The organism is Lysinibacillus sp. GJ-1 (assembly GCF_021166035.1).
Lineage (GTDB): Bacteria > Bacillota > Bacilli > Bacillales_A > Planococcaceae > Lysinibacillus > Lysinibacillus sphaericus.
In genome coordinates this window covers 1,199,143-1,218,002 of record NZ_CP088912.1, presented here as the reverse complement: position 1 = coordinate 1,218,002, position 18,860 = coordinate 1,199,143, and the positions used below count along the sequence as shown (strand labels likewise).

19 protein-coding genes, 2 pseudogenes and 1 other annotated feature are annotated in these 18,860 nt (G+C 34.8%); of the genes and pseudogenes, 7 read left to right on the top strand and 14 right to left on the bottom strand.

Annotated elements, in window-relative coordinates:
* Window positions 1-14 precede the first annotated feature (14 nt).
* The 6 genes and pseudogenes from LO754_RS05650 to proS form a co-directional block, all read right to left on the bottom strand.
* Window positions 15-848 carry a 3-hydroxyacyl-CoA dehydrogenase family protein gene (locus LO754_RS05650; RefSeq protein WP_024361554.1) on the bottom strand — a complete coding sequence of 278 codons (834 nt, stop codon included), beginning with the start codon at window positions 846-848 and terminating at the stop codon, window positions 15-17.
* Window positions 849-1,188: 340 nt separating this feature from the next.
* Window positions 1,189-1,818 carry a response regulator gene (locus LO754_RS05645; protein WP_051147706.1) on the bottom strand — a complete coding sequence of 210 codons (630 nt, stop codon included), beginning with the start codon at window positions 1,816-1,818 and terminating at the stop codon, window positions 1,189-1,191.
* The gene (locus tag LO754_RS05640) at window positions 1,805-4,051 is read right to left on the bottom strand and encodes a sensor histidine kinase (RefSeq protein ID WP_024361556.1); all 2,247 of its coding nucleotides are present in this window, start codon (window positions 4,049-4,051) and stop codon (window positions 1,805-1,807) included. Before LO754_RS05640 ends, LO754_RS05645 begins: the two co-directional genes overlap by 14 nt.
* Window positions 4,052-4,055: 4 nt before the next feature.
* Window positions 4,056-4,232, bottom strand: a complete 177-nt coding sequence (gene comX, locus LO754_RS05635; protein WP_105928920.1) for a competence pheromone ComX — start codon at window positions 4,230-4,232, stop codon at window positions 4,056-4,058.
* Window positions 4,233-4,244: 12 nt separating this feature from the next.
* Complete coding sequence (locus LO754_RS05630; RefSeq protein ID WP_231785757.1) at window positions 4,245-5,114, bottom strand: class 1 isoprenoid biosynthesis enzyme; 870 nt, start codon at window positions 5,112-5,114, stop codon at window positions 4,245-4,247.
* Between the two features lie 933 nt (window positions 5,115-6,047).
* Window positions 6,048-7,484, bottom strand: a pseudogene (proS, locus tag LO754_RS05625) (proline--tRNA ligase).
* A 202-nt stretch (window positions 7,485-7,686) separates the two neighbouring features.
* Window positions 7,687-7,902 (bottom strand) — a binding site (T-box leader).
* A gap of 228 nt (window positions 7,903-8,130) precedes the next feature.
* Here proS and LO754_RS05620 point away from each other — a divergent pair.
* Both LO754_RS05620 and LO754_RS05615 read left to right on the top strand, forming a co-directional pair.
* Window positions 8,131-8,487 carry a YbgA family protein gene (locus LO754_RS05620; RefSeq protein ID WP_107894719.1) on the top strand — a complete coding sequence of 119 codons (357 nt, stop codon included), beginning with the start codon at window positions 8,131-8,133 and terminating at the stop codon, window positions 8,485-8,487.
* A 75-nt stretch (window positions 8,488-8,562) separates the two neighbouring features.
* Window positions 8,563-8,910, top strand: a complete 348-nt coding sequence (locus LO754_RS05615; protein ID WP_231785756.1) for a BRCT domain-containing protein — start codon at window positions 8,563-8,565, stop codon at window positions 8,908-8,910.
* A 143-nt stretch (window positions 8,911-9,053) separates the two neighbouring features.
* Here LO754_RS05615 and LO754_RS05610 read toward each other — a convergent pair whose 3' ends face one another.
* Both LO754_RS05610 and LO754_RS05605 read right to left on the bottom strand, forming a co-directional pair.
* A complete protein-coding gene (locus tag LO754_RS05610; protein ID WP_231786284.1) occupies window positions 9,054-9,665 on the bottom strand; it encodes a peptidylprolyl isomerase in 612 nt (203 codons plus the stop codon).
* Between the two features lie 109 nt (window positions 9,666-9,774).
* On the bottom strand, window positions 9,775-10,608 hold the full coding sequence (locus tag LO754_RS05605) for a metallophosphoesterase (RefSeq protein WP_024361562.1): 834 nt from the start codon (window positions 10,606-10,608) through the stop codon (window positions 9,775-9,777).
* Window positions 10,609-10,901: 293 nt separating this feature from the next.
* Between LO754_RS05605 and LO754_RS05600 the strand changes: the two genes are divergently transcribed.
* From LO754_RS05600 to LO754_RS05585, 4 genes are all read left to right on the top strand, one after another.
* Window positions 10,902-11,711 (top strand): hypothetical protein, encoded by an 810-nt coding sequence (locus LO754_RS05600; RefSeq protein ID WP_105928921.1) that lies wholly within the window; start codon window positions 10,902-10,904, stop codon window positions 11,709-11,711.
* Window positions 11,701-11,910 (top strand): hypothetical protein, encoded by a 210-nt coding sequence (locus LO754_RS05595; RefSeq protein ID WP_231785755.1) that lies wholly within the window; start codon window positions 11,701-11,703, stop codon window positions 11,908-11,910. The genes LO754_RS05600 and LO754_RS05595 overlap by 11 nt, the downstream gene beginning before the upstream one ends.
* The gene (locus LO754_RS05590; RefSeq protein WP_231785754.1) at window positions 11,907-12,089 is read left to right on the top strand and encodes a hypothetical protein; all 183 of its coding nucleotides are present in this window, start codon (window positions 11,907-11,909) and stop codon (window positions 12,087-12,089) included. Before LO754_RS05595 ends, LO754_RS05590 begins: the two co-directional genes overlap by 4 nt.
* Before the next feature lie 269 nt (window positions 12,090-12,358).
* Window positions 12,359-14,380 carry a HelD family protein gene (locus LO754_RS05585; RefSeq protein ID WP_024361565.1) on the top strand — a complete coding sequence of 674 codons (2,022 nt, stop codon included), beginning with the start codon at window positions 12,359-12,361 and terminating at the stop codon, window positions 14,378-14,380.
* Here LO754_RS05585 and LO754_RS05580 read toward each other — a convergent pair.
* Both LO754_RS05580 and LO754_RS05575 read right to left on the bottom strand, forming a co-directional pair.
* A complete protein-coding gene (locus LO754_RS05580; RefSeq protein WP_024361566.1) occupies window positions 14,372-15,094 on the bottom strand; it encodes a MerR family transcriptional regulator in 723 nt (240 codons plus the stop codon). The two genes, LO754_RS05585 and LO754_RS05580, sit on opposite strands and share 9 nt — an antisense overlap.
* 285 nt (window positions 15,095-15,379) lie before the next feature.
* On the bottom strand, window positions 15,380-15,850 hold the full coding sequence (locus tag LO754_RS05575) for a hypothetical protein (RefSeq protein ID WP_231785753.1): 471 nt from the start codon (window positions 15,848-15,850) through the stop codon (window positions 15,380-15,382).
* A 212-nt stretch (window positions 15,851-16,062) separates the two neighbouring features.
* On the opposite strand from LO754_RS05575, the gene LO754_RS05570 reads away from it, so the two are divergent.
* Entirely contained in the window at window positions 16,063-16,275 is a 213-nt protein-coding gene (locus tag LO754_RS05570; protein WP_231785752.1) for a hypothetical protein, read from the top strand.
* A 198-nt stretch (window positions 16,276-16,473) separates the two neighbouring features.
* Here the strand turns inward: LO754_RS05570 and LO754_RS05565 are convergent, their stop codons facing one another.
* The 4 genes and pseudogenes from LO754_RS05565 to LO754_RS05550 all read right to left on the bottom strand — a co-directional run bounded on the left by LO754_RS05565 (window position 16,474) and on the right by LO754_RS05550 (window position 18,732).
* On the bottom strand, window positions 16,474-16,803 hold the full coding sequence (locus tag LO754_RS05565) for a DMT family transporter (RefSeq protein WP_231785751.1): 330 nt from the start codon (window positions 16,801-16,803) through the stop codon (window positions 16,474-16,476).
* A 22-nt stretch (window positions 16,804-16,825) separates the two neighbouring features.
* A complete protein-coding gene (locus tag LO754_RS05560; protein ID WP_024361571.1) occupies window positions 16,826-17,155 on the bottom strand; it encodes a DMT family transporter in 330 nt (109 codons plus the stop codon).
* Between the two features lie 358 nt (window positions 17,156-17,513).
* Window positions 17,514-18,458, bottom strand: a pseudogene (locus tag LO754_RS05555) (NAD(P)-dependent oxidoreductase).
* Between the two features lie 25 nt (window positions 18,459-18,483).
* Complete coding sequence (locus LO754_RS05550; RefSeq protein WP_231785750.1) at window positions 18,484-18,732, bottom strand: hypothetical protein; 249 nt, start codon at window positions 18,730-18,732, stop codon at window positions 18,484-18,486.
* Window positions 18,733-18,860 lie beyond the last annotated feature (128 nt).

Genomic DNA, 18,860 nt, shown 5'->3' with positions numbered 1-18,860 from the left:
TTATCACCTTTCTTTTAGTAAGAATAAAAACCTTTTCCGCTTTTTCTTCCAGTTGAACCTGCATATACCATTTGTTTTAAAAGGGGACAGGCTCTAAATTTTGGATCTTCATAATGGGTATATAATACTTTTAATGAATCTAATACCGTATCAACACCGATTAAATCAGCTGTTTCCAGCGGACCCATTTTATGACCAAAAGCATTTTTAAAAATGTTGTCAATTTGCTCTGCAGTTGCCACTCCCTCATACACTAGGGCTGCAGCCTCATTCATAAATAAATGAGATAATCGATTAGATACAAATCCCGCGCTGTCCTTAATTACTTCAATTTCCATTCCTGCTTTATTTAATAACTCACGAACATGCTGAACGGTCTCTTCAGATGTTTTCCATCCCTGTATAACTTCAGCAAAATTTTTCATAGGAACTGGATTCATAAAATGTACACCTATCACTTTTTCAGCTCTATCGGTATATGAACCAATAAGCGTAATCGGAATGCATGAAGTATTCACCATGTAAATACATTTTTGTTTACAAACCTTCTCTAAATTTCTATAAACGATTTCTTTCGTTTTAATATTTTCATCTACATTTTCAATAATAAAATCCATATCTGCAAAATCTTCATAACCTGATGTAATGTCGATATTGGCAACAATTTTTTCAGCATCTATCGTTTTATTAAACATACCTGCTATTTTTAAATTCTTTTTTATCTCTTCCCGTGCAGTTTCAAGAACATTTGAAGAAATATCATATAAAACAACATTATGACCATATTGTGCAAACCTTTGGGCTACACCTTTCCCCATTACACCGGCTCCAATTACACCAATTTTCATGTTAACCTCCAATAGCTTTGAACTTTTTTTATAGTTTTGTAGTAAAATTTATTAATGTCGATATACAAACTACCCCAGTAACATCTCTTGTCTCTCGTTATTTAAATTCTACCAATACATTTACCGTACTTTATAGGGCGGGTTTCCGATTAAAATAATGCGGAAAACCACACTTGACATTAAAAAATAAATATTTACACTAGTTGATAGCAAAGTAAAAAAAACGACAAAACACTTTACCAGTGTTTTGTCGTTATTAGATGTGTATTAATATTACAAAAAATTGTTGCTTTATTAGTAAAAAACGCATAATTCATGAACTTCAGTCGAATCTTTATACCTAATTAAAATGATATTTATCAGTTTCTAAAGTAGTTAATTCATTCCATTTAACGGCTGCCTCTGCTCGTGATTCAACACCAAGCTTAGAAAAAATTGTGGTTAATACTTTCTCTATTGTCCGTTGGCTTAAATGAATTTCCAGTGCAATAGCCTTATTCGTATAGCCATCTCTGACAAAATCTAAAATTTGTCGTTCTCTCTCTGTCAAGTTTATAGATTCTTTAGCTCCAACATTATGTACACACAGCTTTTTAAGAAGCGAAAGTGAAATAATAACTTTCCCTTCAAGTGCATATTGAATTGTATCAATCAATTGTTTTCTACTTTCCGTTTTACTAATAAATCCTGATATCCCCTTGTTTAATAATTCGGGTAAATATTTCTCGATATTATAACCTGTATAAATAATCGTGATTGCTTCAGGATGAATTTTGAGTAACTTTTGAATAAATTGCAGTCCATCCATACCTGCTAAATTAAAATCAATTAAGTAAATATCATAAAATGATTCGGATAAGTGCTGTAATGCAATACAGGGATCTGTAAACACCACTGCTTGACAGTCTAGTTCAGCTTGCAATATGGCCCGTGTGCCTTCACCAATAGCAATATGATCATCCAATACCATTATTTTCAAAATCCTCACCTATTTTCATAGATAGTTTAATGTTTGTCCCTTGCGGCTGATTTGAGCTTATTAAAAATGTCCCCTGATAATACTTGATACGCTCCTTCATCCCCATTAGTCCTATACTTTTCATACAGTCTTGTTGAATATTTTCATCAATATCAATACCAATTCCATCATCCCAATAGTCAATAAAAACTTTTTGTGCTTTGGATGTTAATGAAATATGGACAGACTGTGCTTGTGAATGTTTATTTGCATTGGAGAGCAACTCTTGAATAATACGATAAATTGTAGTGGATTGCTGCAATGATAAACCTTCAATCCTTTGAATATCCACTTTAATCAAGAAGTTAAAACGAATTTTACATTTCTGTATTAACTCCTCTAACGAGCGGTGGAGACCAAGCCTATCGATTAAAGGCGGATATAAATTTTCACAAATTTCTCTTGTATTATCCACAATATCCAGTACTTCTTCACGCAAATGCATAAAAGCCTCTTTGTCATCTTTTTCTTTTGTTGCAGCTTCTTCCATATTACGACTCATATGAATCAAATCTTGTAAAATCGTATCATGTATCTCTGTAGATAACCGTAAACGTTCTTTCTCTGAAGACAAAATCCATAGCCTATTATACCATCGTGGTGCATGCAATTTGTCTAACTTCGTCAGTTGTGCCATAAGTTCATCCAACTTAAGTGAATTATCGATAATGCTTTGAACATAATACAAAAAGAGTTCAAGCATTTTTAAAGATTCGGACGGTATTTTACGAAATTTTGTGTCTGTGATTGCCAACAACTTAGAGTCTACTGTTTCATAGAGTACCAATATGTATTTCGTGTCATGTTTATAAATTAAATTAGGACAAATAGCACGACATTTATGTTCTTCTATATAACCAAGAGATTGTGTTAACTGGTCTTCTATAATCTCAATATCATTCAGCATTAACATTAGATTAAGCTCTTGTTTAATATATTCCATAAGTTTGTCGAAGTTAGTAGCATAATGTGCTGATGATTTAATGAAGCGATAAAAATTGGAAAAATTGTAGTTCTTTAAAGTACTTAAATAGCGAGCATTCCGTACTTCCATACTTTCCTTGTATGACAACAGTAAGATGGAGGAAATAAACGTAATCAAAAAATAAAGACTGTATATGTAAAACGAGCGTACTTCCTCAAGAGATAGTAAAATAAATGAAAGTACCAGACTAAAAGGAATCGCCAATTGTAAATGTGAAAACATGCGATCAAGCGCATATTGTAAGTTAACAAAATTCCCCGCCATTTCTAAGTAAATCAGACAAATAGGGACCACTAACAAAAATAACGCCGTCACATCTGCAGGTAGAAATGGATGCACATTAAAAATTGTTGGAATGCCATAACATAATGCGAACGGTCCGATTCCTAAAAAAAAGATGCAGAATAATGGCTTGGCATAGTATTTAGTATTGCTTTTAGCTGCGACAATAATATTAATCGCTAGTAAGCAGGATAAAATTAAATAGACTGATAGTTCAAATATAATTTGTACTTTAAGAAGATCTTCAATAAAAATACGCGCTATATTTATCACTACAATCATTATACCAATAACAAAAAAAGCATTACGCAACTTTTTTTGAAAAGCATCACTCATTGTTCTTAAAAAATAATTACAGTAGAAAATACAATTCACAATGCTAAGGAAAATCGCTAATGAATTAATAACAATACTAATGAAATCTCCTCGTCCTGCTGCACCTGCACTTATATACGCTAATGCTGTAAACTGTAAATGAAAAATCAAATACTGTTTGTTTTTAGTAAGTATTTGTTTAAATAAAAAAAGACAAAAAGCAGTTGTGATTAAGGTATATAATAACGGCATTATTAATTGCTTTATTAATTGTGCGTTTATATTCTTATTTGAGACGATTAACTTTTCCACTTTTCCTTCATGCCAAATTGTTATGCTATGCGCTTGTGTAATTAGAAAAGGGGATGAAGTATTGGCTGTCAGCTTCATCCCATCTAATTCTAAAACTTTCGTATAGGGCACTATATTTTGAGATGCTGCCCAACTTTCCTCTTCAATCTGTTGAATATACCAACTTTGATCTTGTGATTGAACCAGTGTAATCCCAATTATAGGCCCGCTAACGACAACGGATAAACAATACAATTGTATGAAAAAAGTGAGAAAAAGCGAAATTAAGATTTTAGCTTTTCCTTGTTCCATCTGTTTACGGACGCCAATACATTAAATATGAATCCTTTAATGTTTTCTTTTCACCGTGTTCAAAGGATTCTAAAATTAAACTTTGCTCTAACTCATTTACATTTAAAAGTGAAACTCTTTTTTCTTTTAAAAGATCTAAAATATTGCGATTTTTATGAATATATTGAACGATTTCTAACATATCCTTCACCTCTTAAATATATTTTTTAAATAATGATACATCATGAGTTGGATAAATTTCTTTTAGTAATTCAAGTGCAAGATTACGGTATTTAGACTGTAATAGATGCATGTATATAGATAATCCTGAAGCTTCGATTTGCTGTGGCGTAATGCAAATATTCATTGTTGAATCGCCGTGCTGACTATAATACAAGCGTAATTCATCAAATGCTGAATCTTCATATTGTAATAGATACAATATTGGCAGTGTTCTTTTTTTGTCTTGTAAATCTCTTTGTAAGTTTAATAAGTCGCCATAATCATTATTTAACTGAGCAACCATTGCAATATAGTGTGCACTCATTACAAGCTTTGCCGTATACTTTCCAGTTGCTAATACTTCTCCGAGCAATGAAGAAAGTGCTATTAACGAGCCAGATTTCTTTTTAACAACAGCTTCATACATCTCTTCAGATGTAATCTCGTTTATTAGGTCATGATGCTGACCATCAACTGCTTGAAGTAAGTAATGGCAAAATAAACGGGTAACCTCACTTTTATAAGGTATTTCCACCTTTTGTAGCTCCAACATAACGATACTAACGAAAGCTGTCGAAGCATTAAGCAATACATTCCCCTCTATCCCCCATTTTGATTCATCACCGTCTTCGATATCATCAACAATATCTGTAAAAAGAATCCAAAGTTCTAAAAGATTAAAAACTTCTTGGATAGATTTCGTTAATATACCGCCATTCAATTGAAAATGTAATTTACTTAAATCACTAAAATCACCACCTTCATGTTGATCTAACAAGTAGGTTAAACAACGGCTAAACTCATCCGATAGTTGATAATTACTGACAATTCGCCTTAATGATTGTTTTATTTCTTCCATCATTCACCTTACCAATTATTTATTTTAATTGCGATTTGGCTTTGAGCTACTTCTAACAATCAAAATGAATAGTTAACAATGCAGATATTCTTGGTGTTTGACTTCGGGTATTTCAAGTAAATATTACTTCCACCTTCAAATAACAAAGAAGTTGTGCTTCCTAGAATGAACAAAAGGCAGCGCACATATTGCTAAGAATTCATTACATTAAACATACTTAATTTTGACTGTTATGTATCACCACTTTCAAACGGCATCAGAGGCATAAATAATAAAGGTGATTTCGCTCTTTTGCATGAATGGAAAAGCCCATCTATTTACAATCTGTTGAAGAGCTAATCAATTAAATTTGTCATCTACGACTCATGACAGTTATCCTTTTTTCCAATCATTAACTATTATACCTAAAATACTAAAATTGTAAATATATTCATAAATATTAATACCTATTAACAATATAATGCATTAATTTACATAATTCCGCAACTATAGTTTCATAAATTTTATTAGTACAAATATAGCAAGAAAGAATTTAAGTAACTCACTATAAATGCTGTATTTCACAAAGGATACGCTCTATTGCAGGTAAAAATAAATTAAAAGGAATGTTACACAGTGTAAAGAAGTTTTCAATAGGTGACTTGCATTATTGTTTCTATATGAGGGACAGCCTCAAAATCAGCTATAAACATCAAGACGAGAAAGGCAAAATCGCCGGATTTTTTCAGTTTTGGGAAGAAGCTATTCTGGAGACTATAAATACAAGCATTAAAATATTAGTAGAAGATACATTTCAAAGAGGAGGAAATCATAAGGAAATACTATAAATCTAAGCACAATTCAGTTAGAAAGGCATCAAGAGTGGATTCCACTCCTTGATGCCTTTTGTCCATACTCTGAGCATGTTACCATGCTTTCTACCATACAAAGTTAGATTTAGTAAGCGCGGGCAAACCAAACTGTATGTTGTGCTTCTTTCCCACAATGAATGCAAGTATGCTTTGTAACTGGTGGGTTAAATGGTATATTACGAGTTGTAAATTTTGTTTCTTCTTTTACCTTTTCTTCACACGCATCATCTCCACACCAACCTGCTAAAATCCAACCTGGGATTGTTTCATTTTGTTCAGATTGAGCTAAATGCTGTTTTAACTGTTCCATTGAATCGATATGGGTATGCGAGTTGTTTGCACGGAAAGCTTTTGCTTTTTCAAATAGTCGCGTTTGCATCGTTTCAAGTTCTGTTTCTATGCTTTCAACAATTGTGTCTAAAGAAACAGTTACTTTTTCTTCTTCATCACGGGCTTTCATTAAGCTTTGCTGATTTTCTAAATCACGTGGCCCCAATTCAATACGCACAGGTACACCTTTTAGCTCCCATTCATTAAACTTATAACCAGGTGATTGGTCTGAATCATCAAGACGCACACGAATGCCCTTTGCTTTTAACGTTGCAAAAATTTCATCTAATTTCTCGATAATCTTAGTGTTCTTTTTCCACGGACCAACCGGGATTAACACAACTTGCGTTGGAGCGATTCTTGGCGGTAAAACAAGACCTTGTTCATCACCATGCACCATAATAACAGAACCGATTAAACGGGTAGACGTACCCCATGATGTTGTATGCACATGGACATGTTTATTTTCTTTATTTAAATATTTGATATCAAAAGCTTCGGCAAATTTCGTACCTAAATAATGAGATGTCCCTGCTTGTACGGCCTTGCCATCCTTCATCATCGCTTCAATCGAAAATGTATCAACTGCTCCAGCAAAACGTTCTGATGGCGTTTTTTGCCCATCATAGACAGGAATGGCTAACAGTCCTTCGACAACTTCTTTATAAATAGCTAACATTTGCATTGTTTCTTTGCGTGCATCTTCTTCATCGATATGCGCCGTATGACCTTCTTGCCATAAAAATTCTGAAGTACGGATAAACGGTAGCGTTTTCTTTTCCCAACGGAATACATTGGCCTATTGATTGATTAAAACAGGAAGGTCTCGATAACTTTTAATCCAATTAGAATACAAATGCCCAATCATTGTTTCCGAAGTTGGACGCAGCGCTAAACGCTCTTCTAATTGTTCACCTGCCGCTTCGGTCACCCAAGGAAGCTCTGGTGAAAATCCTTCAATATGATCCTTTTCCTTTTGGAAAAAAGATTCTGGAATGAGCATTGGGAAGTAGGCATTGCGGTGCCCTGTTTCCTTAAAACGCTTATCCATCTCCGCTTGAATATGCTCCCACAGTTCATAGCCATCTGGTTTAAAGGCAATACAACCACGAACCGGCGTATAATCCATTAAATCCGCCTTTTGTATCGTTTCCACATACCATTTTGAAAAATCATTTGTTTTTTGAGACATCTTTTTTCCTCCTATTTTGAAAAATCTATTTTGCTTCGGCAAAATTGCATCTGATTTTTTTCGAGCCTGCTCAAATAGCTCCTTTTAAAATCTGTGATACCCACAGGGGCATTTAACTTAATTTGGCATGCATCCATATATTTCGTCTTCATCGCCTAGCTAATGCTAAATCAAGTTCATAAAAAAAGCATAAAGCATCCTAATAAAGGACGTCTTTACGCTAGTTGACGTGGTACCACCTTAGTTCGGCATAATATGCATATTACGCCCTCTAAACGTTTGTAACGAAACGACTCGGTTAGTTGTTAACTGACATCTCCGTGGTAGGGTTCAATAAGAAGGGGTGCTATAGCTCTCAGCCTAGGCTATATTTTCTGTTTCACAATTCTTATTTACTTAGTCACATCATCGATTGTATATGTATACATTAATATACCAATTTGCTAAATGTAATTCAATCATTACGATAGGTAATTGAATGATAAAATATAGTTAGTAATACTACGCTAGCTCTTGTATCATCCTACCCAAGTTCTCCTATTTTTAATAAATGCTTTACTAAAATAAATACCAACATTAAAACATTTTGATGTTTTCATTAAATCAAGTAGAATGGGTTTGAAACACTTATATGAAAGGTGATTATATGCAACGTCAACTAACAGAAAAATTATGGCGTGAAGAAAAATATCGCGTCATGTTCCATAGCCAAAAGCATTACAATCAACTCCGTCTGGCAATGCGCGACATGATGAGCCATGAGCAAATTAAACAATTAATCGAAGTTGCATTACAACAAACGCCAACTGAAGGCAGCATGCGCAATGCCTGTCAGCATATGTGGGGGTATTTCCGTAAAGTAGCCTCAATAGAAGAAAAACGAACATACGAGCAATTGCTTCTTACTTATCAAATACCAGCGCTACTTTGTTTTTTACAACAATTAGCCATTCAATATAACGTTACTTATTTACGTGAAAGTACTATTTTACAAATACAGTAGCAGTAGTTATTGCCTAAATGCAAGCCTACGAACAAGTGGCTCGCCCTCTAATATTAAGCTCTTAGGAGAATCTATATGAACACCAATAAGGACAACGATGACATTATCTTTCTTACTAATCCAACCGAACGTATAACGCATCCATTTTATAATAAACAAATCGTCTTTACAGGGGCTCTTTCTACGATGACACGCGCAGAAGCTGCAAAAAAAGCACGAGCTTGTGGCGGATTAATGCAAGGGGCTGTCACTAAGGACACCGCTTTTGTTATTCTCGGTCATAACCGACGAGGCAAAAGCACGAAACATTTAAAAGCAGAGCAACTCATCCAACTTGGACACGACATTCAAATTATTGCTGAAGAGGATTTTATTTGGCTTATTTCCATGCAAAAAGAGTATATACCATCTTCTTTACAATAACTGCTACTTTGAACTAGCGAACTGCCACAAGCTTGACTATGAACACCGTATAGACGGAACAAATGTAATCTCTTACATAAAAACACGTTGACCAGCTGCACATCACCGCATCCAATCAACGTGTATTTTAATGTGATTATTTACTATTTTTGCACTACTGGTGCAGGATAGTCAAAGCCCTTTGTATCCACTTCGACTTTTTTCATGATTTGATCTTCTAATGGCTTATCTGTGGCATCACGTTCCACAGCAACGATTTCATCTACCGTTTCCATTCCTTCAATCACTTTGCCAAATGCAGCATATTGTTTATCAAGATGTGACGCTTCTTCGGTCATAATAAAAAATTGAGAGCCCGCAGAATTTGGGTCGCCGTTTGTCCGTGCCATTGAAATGACACCGCGTTCATGTTTTAAATTATTTTCAAAGCCATTCTCAGTAAACTCACCTTTAATCGAATAATCGGGACCACCTGATCCATTTCCTGAAGGATCGCCCCCTTGAATCATAAAGCCAGGAATTACACGATGAAAAATAAGCCCATCATAAAATCCTTTGTTTACTAAGGAAATAAAATTCGCCACTGTATTCGGCGCAACTTTAGGTTCTAGTTCAACCACAATTTTTTTATCATCGTTCATTGTAATCGTCACAATTGGATTTTCTTTCACAGCCGATGCATAATCTACTTTTTCTTCCGCTGTCTTCTCCTCTTTTGACGTCCCACAACCCGTCACAATAAAAACTACTGCCATTAGGCTAAAAACAACATACAATACTCTAGATTGTGCCAATAGTCTTTCCACTCCCTATATCAGTTTATTAAAGTATATAACTATGAGATTATTCATCACAACTTTAAACTTACAAATGAATAGTAAAAACAGCGATTTCAGGCGGAACCATAAAACGAGCAGCGATTCTAGACGTGCCAATACCCGTATTGACATAAAGCTGCATGCCATTGTCTTTATTAATCGTATAAAATCCATCATCATATTTTTCAGCCAACGACGTCTTTATAGTTTTCATAAAGGGAATCCTTATTTGCCCTCCATGACTATGTCCAGCTAACAGCAAATTAACAGAAGTATCTTGTAAAAGCTCTGCCATATCTGGCTCATGCATCAGTACAATTTCATAATCATACGTATCATCCATTTGCGATAGCAACAGGTCTATATCCGGCTTTCCAAGTAAACCATCATCCATTCCTCCGATAAATAGCTTTTTATCATTCGTAACTGGAACCGTAACGCCACTATTATTCAATAATGTAAACCCAGCATTCGTTAATAAATCTTCATATATTTTAAAAGCTCCGCCACCATAATCGCGATTTCCCCATACAGCAAATTTTCCAACCGTCGCGTTAAGTTGCGATAAACTATCAGTGACTTCTTGTTTTTTGGGAAACGTAGAAAAATTTTCGAATAAATCCCCTGTAAACACAATCATATCAGGCGAAATTTGATTAATCTTTTCGACTAAACGATTTAATTGATTGACGGTATATGTTTCACTAACTTGAATATCTGATATTTGAACTATTTTAACTGATGCGCCTTTGTCTTCATTTAAATGATACGAATGAACGACGAGCATCTTTGGTTCAATTTTAAAAGCGTATCCTACAAGTAAACCTATTAATACTACGACTAATAAAACGATTTTTACAACTCTTTTAAAGTTCTTCATTCGACTGCGAATGCCCCTTTCAAACTGATAGGTGCGTATTAAGCTCTTTTCACAACTGAAAAGGTACTAAAAAAGAACGTGCACCCAACCGATGCTCGTTCTTTGTTTATGTTGATTTAACTAAATCAGACCTTATGGTAAAACGAATATACGAGTCTACTACCACCACTCCATACTGTAAATCATTTTTATCGAAGATGCCATACACTATTACCGAAAAATTGCTACAGCTATAGGGTTTTAAAGTATCACTTATGTATAATAGAGGAAAGTCATATTAAGGACGTGGTACAATGCGAATCGAAAGAGTCAGTATTCCTAAATCGGCACAGCCTATAATTAGTACATCTAGTAAAGGCGACCAATCAAAATGGCGTATTGGTGACAAATGGGTAAAACAAAATGCTCGTGGCTATGAGGGTCATGCAGAAGTATTGGCGACTCTTGTACTTAGCTGCTCCTGTTTGCCTATCAACCGCTACGTTCAATACTTTCCTTGTGAAATTGAATTACCTGATGGTGAAATGACTAAAGGATGTTATTCATATGATTTTCGTGGAGATTTACAAGAAGTTACACTCGAACGGTTATTTGAGGCAAATTTCACCTCAACTGATGCTATTACTACGGACAAGACACTATCAACAGCAGAGAAATTTCAGCAACTATCTGCACAAATTGAAAGCTTTACAGGGCGTAACGTACGAAAAGAATTGGCACAATTATTTGCTTTTGATGCACTCATTTTAAATGAAGACCGTCATACAAATAACATCCTTTTTTTGTATGACCCTAAGCATAAATCATGGTCACTCGCCCCTATTTTTGACAATGGGCTAAGCCTATTATCTGATGAAAAAGATTATGCACAAGGTAAACCGATTTCCATTTTAAAACGAAAAGTAAAAGCAAAGCCACTTAATTCATCGTTTGCAAAGCAACTTTCACTTTATGACGGCCCACCGTTTATTAATAAAAAGCTTTTAATGGCACGCCTGGAAGATAATCCTTTAGATTTTGGCCGTGCAAAAACCGTTTTACTATCACAACTGAACGACCCTATATTTCAAAAGTTATGGATAGAAGGTGATAATGATGATTGATTTTATGAAATTTGATGTCATGTGGATGGACGAGGTGATTGCTTCCGTAGATTTAAAGCCAGCTAATGGTGGTACACCTTATGTTGTTAATTATATTGAAGATTTCAATAAGCAGTTTTCACCAAACATGGAAGGGCATATTACCCTCGAAGAATTAGAACGTTGGTTGAAATGGCGGACTTTCCCCCTACTCGTATGAATGCACAGGAACTTCTTGAAAGTCTAGGTTTACAAGCCTATAATCGCTGGGGCATTGTCCGTAAAACACATGGCGTTATGGCAGATGACGAGATTTGGTTACGCTTTAAAGGTGAAACATTGACACATCGAGATGTCTGTTTACGTAAAGATTTATACTACCCTGATTTGGAAACATAATGGAGAATAGCTATTAATTAAGTATTTGGTCAAACTTTGCAATCGCTTTCGAGCAGCCATTTATGCTCGGCTTCAAATATCCGTTCTGTCCATGGGGCATTTTCTGCTATTGCAATAAATATTTTTTTGCAAAAAATATTCTAACCATACAATTTTTAATCCTTGAAACAGCGAATTAAGTGTTGGATTAAAATGATAACCCTCCACTATAACACCAGCGAGATTCTTTTTGATAAACTGGGTGAAAAATTTGAGATGGAGGGATTCTTATGATAGATCCAAACGAAATAACATATCTTGAAAAAACTTTAAAGCAATTAACAATTACAAATAAAAAACTTTCAACAGATATAAATCATCAAGATTATCGTTTTAAAGATTTACAAAAATATATGGTTGAATATAAAAGTGAACTGGATAAATTTGAAGTGTATAATTACCAACAAACGTTAAGTATGATTGATAAGCGAGGTTTCGCTCATGTGACGGAACGTGAGCAGATAAGAAAGCTAATTACCTCTCCATATTTCGGACGATTCGATTTTTTATATCTTGGAGACGACCTTTGTGAGGCAGAAACGATTTATATTGGACGTTTTGGTTTTGCTGATGAAGAAGGAACGCAATTAATTTATGACTGGCGTGCACCCGTTTGCAATATGTACTACGAGTTTGAAATTGGTAAAGCACATTATGTTGCGATGGATAAACAATTTGATGGTGAGCTTATTAAAAAACGTCAGATTAAAATAGAAAATTCTAAACTGCAATATGTGCTTGATAGCTCATTAACGATACAAGATGAAGTTCTTCAGCAAACATTGAATCAGTATGCAAGTGAAAAGATGAAAACAATCGTCACATCGATTCAACGGGAGCAAAATAAGATTGTGCGAAATGAATCCGCACATAATGTCATCATTCAAGGCGTTGCTGGCTCAGGAAAAACAGCTGTTGCTTTACATCGCATCGCCTATTATTTATATAAGTTCCGTGATACGTTACAAGCTGAACGTATTTTTATTTTGTCCCCTAATAAAGTATTCGGCGACTATATTTCTACTGTCCTCCCTGAGCTTGGTGAAGAGCCGATTCGTTCCTTTACTTTGGACGAGTTTACTTCAAATTTATTGCCAGCTACTGTAACATTTACACCATTTGAAGAAGAAACGAAAAGCATTATATCGAATCCAAACAGTGCGTTGGCTACTCGTGCAAAAATCAAAGGAAATTATCAATTTGTACAAAAACTACAAGCTTTTTTGAATCAATTAGACTTGAAGCTTCTTAAAAACGAAAGTATAACGTTTGCTGGTGTAGAACTAAAAGCAGATTATTTACAAGGGCGTTTCCTTCAATATAGAAAAGAGCCGGTTGTCATACGATTAGAGCTTTTAGCAGATGATATTATTCTTGTACTCAAGTCCAAGCGAACTAGAGAAGGTAAATTACCAACTAAAACTGAAATTACAAAGCTCTTAAAAAAGCGTCTCTTGTTTACTTCACCATTCGCAATTTACCGTGCCTTTATTGACACACTTGGCGAAAATATAGTTAAGTTTTCAAAAAGGCGATTTGAATTTAATGATGTCTACCCTTATCTATATGTCCAAATTTATTTTAAAGGAATTAAAAGATATGAGCTTGTCCAGCACTTTGTGTTGGATGAAATGCAAGATTATACTCCTATTCAGTATGCAGTATTGTCTAGTGTGTTTACTTGTAAACGAACAATTATTGGTGATTTTAGCCAAGCGCTTTTGCCGTATGACACGATATCAAAAGAGGCATTTGCAGCCATGTATAATAATCTAGAATACGTAGAATTAACAACAACCTACCGATCATCGTATGAAATTGCCATGTATGCAAAAAAGTTTATACTTAATGGTGAAATTCATCCGATTGAAAGGCATGGGAGGGAACCAATTGAATTAATGTATGACACATTAGAACAAATGGTAAAACAAATCCATGAAAATGCGAGGAATGACTATCAATCTACCGCTATTATCTGTAAAACAGAGAGGGACTTACAAGTGTTGAAAGAGCATTTAAACTTATCATTTACAGTACTGGACGGTCTATCAGAAAAGTTTGAAACAGGGCTACTTTTAACCACAATACAGTATGCAAAAGGACTTGAGTTTGATATGGTCATCATCCCCTTTGTAAACAAAGCTAATTATCATACTGAATTTGATAATGGACTACTTTATATCGCTTCCACACGGGCAATGCATGAATTAATGCTTTTAGTAGACAATAACGCCCCTTCTCCATTACTGTAATGTTTTTAGTATAGCGATGATGGATTCCAAATCTTTCATCGCTATTTTTAATTGAGTAATTAAATCATCCGTTACATGAAAAAAGTCATCTTTAAAGGTGGACGATTGTAATATTTGTAGTAGATTGAAATCTTCTTTCGATTGTTCCATTTCCCGAAATAAATTGGCAATGCTTGTAATCGAGAAGTGTGCACTACGTAACGTACGAATAATTAGCAATTTTTGTATATCGCGCTCAGAATAGATTCTTCGATTTTGTGTGTTTCTCTTTACAGTAAATAAATTGTTCCGTTCCCAATTCCGTAATGTTTCTTCTGTTAACTGAAGCATTGACGCGACAGTTTTGTGGGAAAATGTTTCAGTTGAAGTTGGTTGATTTTGCAATAAGTGTTCAACCGTTTTAACTGCTTTTAAAGCATAATCATATTCTGTTTGCAAAAAGCTTAAATAGGATTGTGCAGCATGTAAACATTCCTTAAACTGTTCGCTACCGCTTAGTAGTACTATTTTCGTGGCTTTTTTCCGCAGATTATTTTGAATAAATTCTTGTCTAAAAGCAAGCCGAGCAATTTTCATTTGTATTAGATGAAGATAAGAATATTCTCTGTAACCATTCTCTTTTCTCGGCACAGGCGAAATAAACTTCCATTCTTCGTAAATTCGAACCGTATTCGGATGAACCTGAACTAGTTGGGCAATTTCACTAGTTCTCATAAAAGACCGCCTCACTAACTAAAGATAGTATGTAATGATATTTAATAAGTATATCAAATGGTAAATGCCAGTGATAACTGTCAATGGGGTACCAATCCATAGAATAAAAGAAAATGATTGATTATCGGCATAAAAAAGCACCCAATGAAGCAAGATATGCTCCCAGGTGTAGGCATCTAAAATAAAATTTTGAGAGCATATCATTTGTGATAGTGAGGTGCTATCAAAGTAGCCCTCTTTACTTCCAAAAGGTTATTTACTTTTTATTACATAGCCGTTGTCTTTTTAATAGAGGACATCTGTATTATTTGTAATGACAATATTTTCTTTATTAATAGTTACTTCCTTCGAATCTTGTTTGAAAACATGGATAATCCCATCTACTACGTTTTGAATAATGTGGTCATCAAATGTTGCCTCCGTGCGCAACACAACCGAACATGTTATTTCTTGATTCTTCGTATCGCCTATATTGGATTCAAAGGTTGCTGAAACTAGAACATCTTCACCTTTTAAACCTGTTTGTTCTGCTATGAGTGATTTTATATCTGCCTCTTTTGCCTTACGCCACTGCGTTGTTTCTTCATCGACTTCTTCCATCACTCTTACCTTCATTTCACCATTTGGCAAAAACTCAGTCAATTCACTTGTCACCTCTGGTTTTGGTTTTTGTTGCCCAATAAGATAGTACGATATAGCAATCATCATTACCAAAAGCGAAAATAGTATTGTTTTCTTAGAAATCCTTTTCAACATAATCACACCTTTTTAATTCACTCGATATGAATAGTTAACTACTCAAGAACTCCACCTTTAAAATATGTACTAAACCTCCCTTCAATTATTTTTTAATAATTTATCAGAATTTTTCGTTTGTTTCAATAAAAAATAGATGGCTATTATTATAAATTTCATTTCACTTTGCTAAACTTATTGCAAAGAAAAATTAGTTTGCAGGATGGTTAAAGATGACAAAGAAGCTACTACGTTTATACGTTATTGTTTCAGGTTTTGTCATTGATGTGGCTAGTGAAACATTAAGAGATTTAGAAGATGAGCGGTTAACCACACTGTTAGCCACTAAAACAATGTTCGAAAATATTAAACAACGGCCAATTTTATTATTGCGCTTATTGGTAGTGGCGGAGGATGTAAAATATCGCTTACCAATTGTTCATTGATGGAAAGCTTGAAGAAACCATTAAGCTGTAGATCACCACATGTTTCATGCATCATTACAAAATATCTCAATCGTACATAAAAACAGCACCTCCGATTGTTAGACAATGGGAGGTGCTGTTTTCAGAAAGATTTTTTGTAATCATAGGATACAGGCTTCTTGCTATATTTCTGATTCACTAGAGCTTAAGAAAAATCGCTTATTTTTTTGGACTTTTAGAAGCATCTAATAAAACTACCCCTCCAATTATTAATACTATGCTAACTAATGTCATGATACTGAATGGTTCTCTCCAAAAAAGTATTCCAATTACCGCTGTTAATGCTGTGCCTACTCCTGACCATATCGCATATGCTAAACTTAAGGGAACCGTTTTAAGACATAATGATAAAAAATAAAACGCTAGTCCAAAACTAACGATAATTCCAATGGAAGGGAATAATTTTGTAAATCCTTCCGATAATTTAAGCATTGTCACGCCAACTATTTCACTGATAATGGACATTCCTAAAGCCATATAACCTTTCATATATTACCTCCGATTCTAAAGGTTAATGCGCGCTACCACTTGAGAGTCTTAATACGACAACTCCACCAATGATTAGGGCTAAACCTAAAAATTTTTTAAAATTAAAACCTTCTTTATAAACAATAACGCCTACCAAAGAGGTTAATGCTGTACCTACTCCCGACCATATCGCATAAGCCGTAACCAATGGAATTGTTTTAAGAGATAAAGATAAGCAGTAAAAAGCTATCCCCATACCTATTACAACTCCGATGGAAGGGAATAACTTTTTAAATCCATTTGATACTTTTAGCATTGAACTACCAATTACTTCGCTTACGATGGCTATTGCCAAAATTACATATGGATTCAAGATTAATTCCTCCTATTTTTTCATATTTACTTTTTTGCATAATGTATCCTCTAGATAGTTTCAAATACTATACAGATTTCGTCATTTCACCTTTTCGAAAGAAGGTCAAAACATCCATTTATAAACTGGTTCACTTGATTCAGGCATCACAAAAAGGCACCCGGCTGTCTTGCCGCGCGCCTTCTGTTCTATCAGTATGCATGCTCTGTTCCCTTCCAGTCTGTCACACCCGATAAGGATATGTAATCTCTTCAACATCGTCCTAACCTGGAGCACCTCTTTGCTCAGGCTAGTATGTCTATGCGTGGGGCAAACGGGCTAGAAGGTAATCCTAGATTCAACATCACGAAGCTATACTTTATTTGATTTGATTCAAATTGTTTTGCGGTGATTCATTGCGCATGACTCTTTCGATATTTTGGACAAAGAAACGATACCTTGCTTCATGAAATTTTGTGCCATCCGGCATACCTGCAGAATGCGGGGTTAAGACAACATTTTTCAAAGTTCGTAGTTTACTATCTAAATCTAATGGCTCCACAGCAAATACATCCAGACAAGCTCCACCGATTACATTATTTTCTAAAGCTTCAATCAAATCATCTTCGCATACAATCTACTCTCTTGCTGTATTTACCAATAATGCATCGCTTTTCATTTGCTTTAAAAATGTTTTATCGACTAAATTTCTTGTAGACTCGTTTAGAAAAATATTGATTGTAATTACGTCAGAATTTCTAATTAATGTATCCAAATCAACCAATTCTACATCATTATTACTTTGAATATTTTTATTCGTGTCATATGCTAGAACATTCATTTTAAAAGCTTTGGCCAGTTCCGCTACTCTGGAGCCAATCGCCCCAAAACCTATAGTACCGATGGTTTTTCCTAGCAACTCGCTGCCAGTATACTCTAGCTTCGTTTCATCTCCTTTATTTTTCATAAACTGATCCAAGAACGAGATATTTTTGTAATACCCAAGAATCAATGCCATAATATGTTCGGCAACTGCATTCGCATTGACTCCAGCCGCATTACTTACCCAAATATTTCTTTTGCTACACGCTTCAATATCAACATTGTCAAAACCAGCGCCCGTCTGAACAAATTTTAACTGTTGTGCTTTATTTAATAAGGCTGCATCTACTTCGATATGCTCTGGAATTAATACATTCGCTTCACTGATAAATTCTTCGATTCGCTGAGGTTCAACGATTTGAATAGTCCAGTTTTCAGGGAACGATTGCGTAACTCTCTGTTTAGAATAATCGTTAAAGTAACCTGTGATTAACACATTCATTTATGCTACAACTCCTATAATCAATTTATGCTTGAGCCCAAGCTTCAAAGAAAGTACGCTTTATATTGGCAATAACTAGCTTAGGTGATTCATTCTCAAGAGAACCCACTTCAAATGTCAGCACAGGCTTTCTTGTTGGTTTTGGACGTGTAAAAAAGTCAATGTCATTTAGCGTTTGGATGAACTTTGTTAACTCGCCAACGCCAACTTCTGAATCCTTCACTCCAAAAGGAATATGCTTATCGCCGAAATAATGGGCTTGTCTGTCTTTCAAGTAACAATTTCCGATATGAATGTGCGTGAGATAATCTTTGGCAAGCCACAATGATTGATGTGGATTTTCTCCCATAATCGGAAGGTGACTTTGATCTAGGAGCAGACCAAAATTGTTATACTCACTTT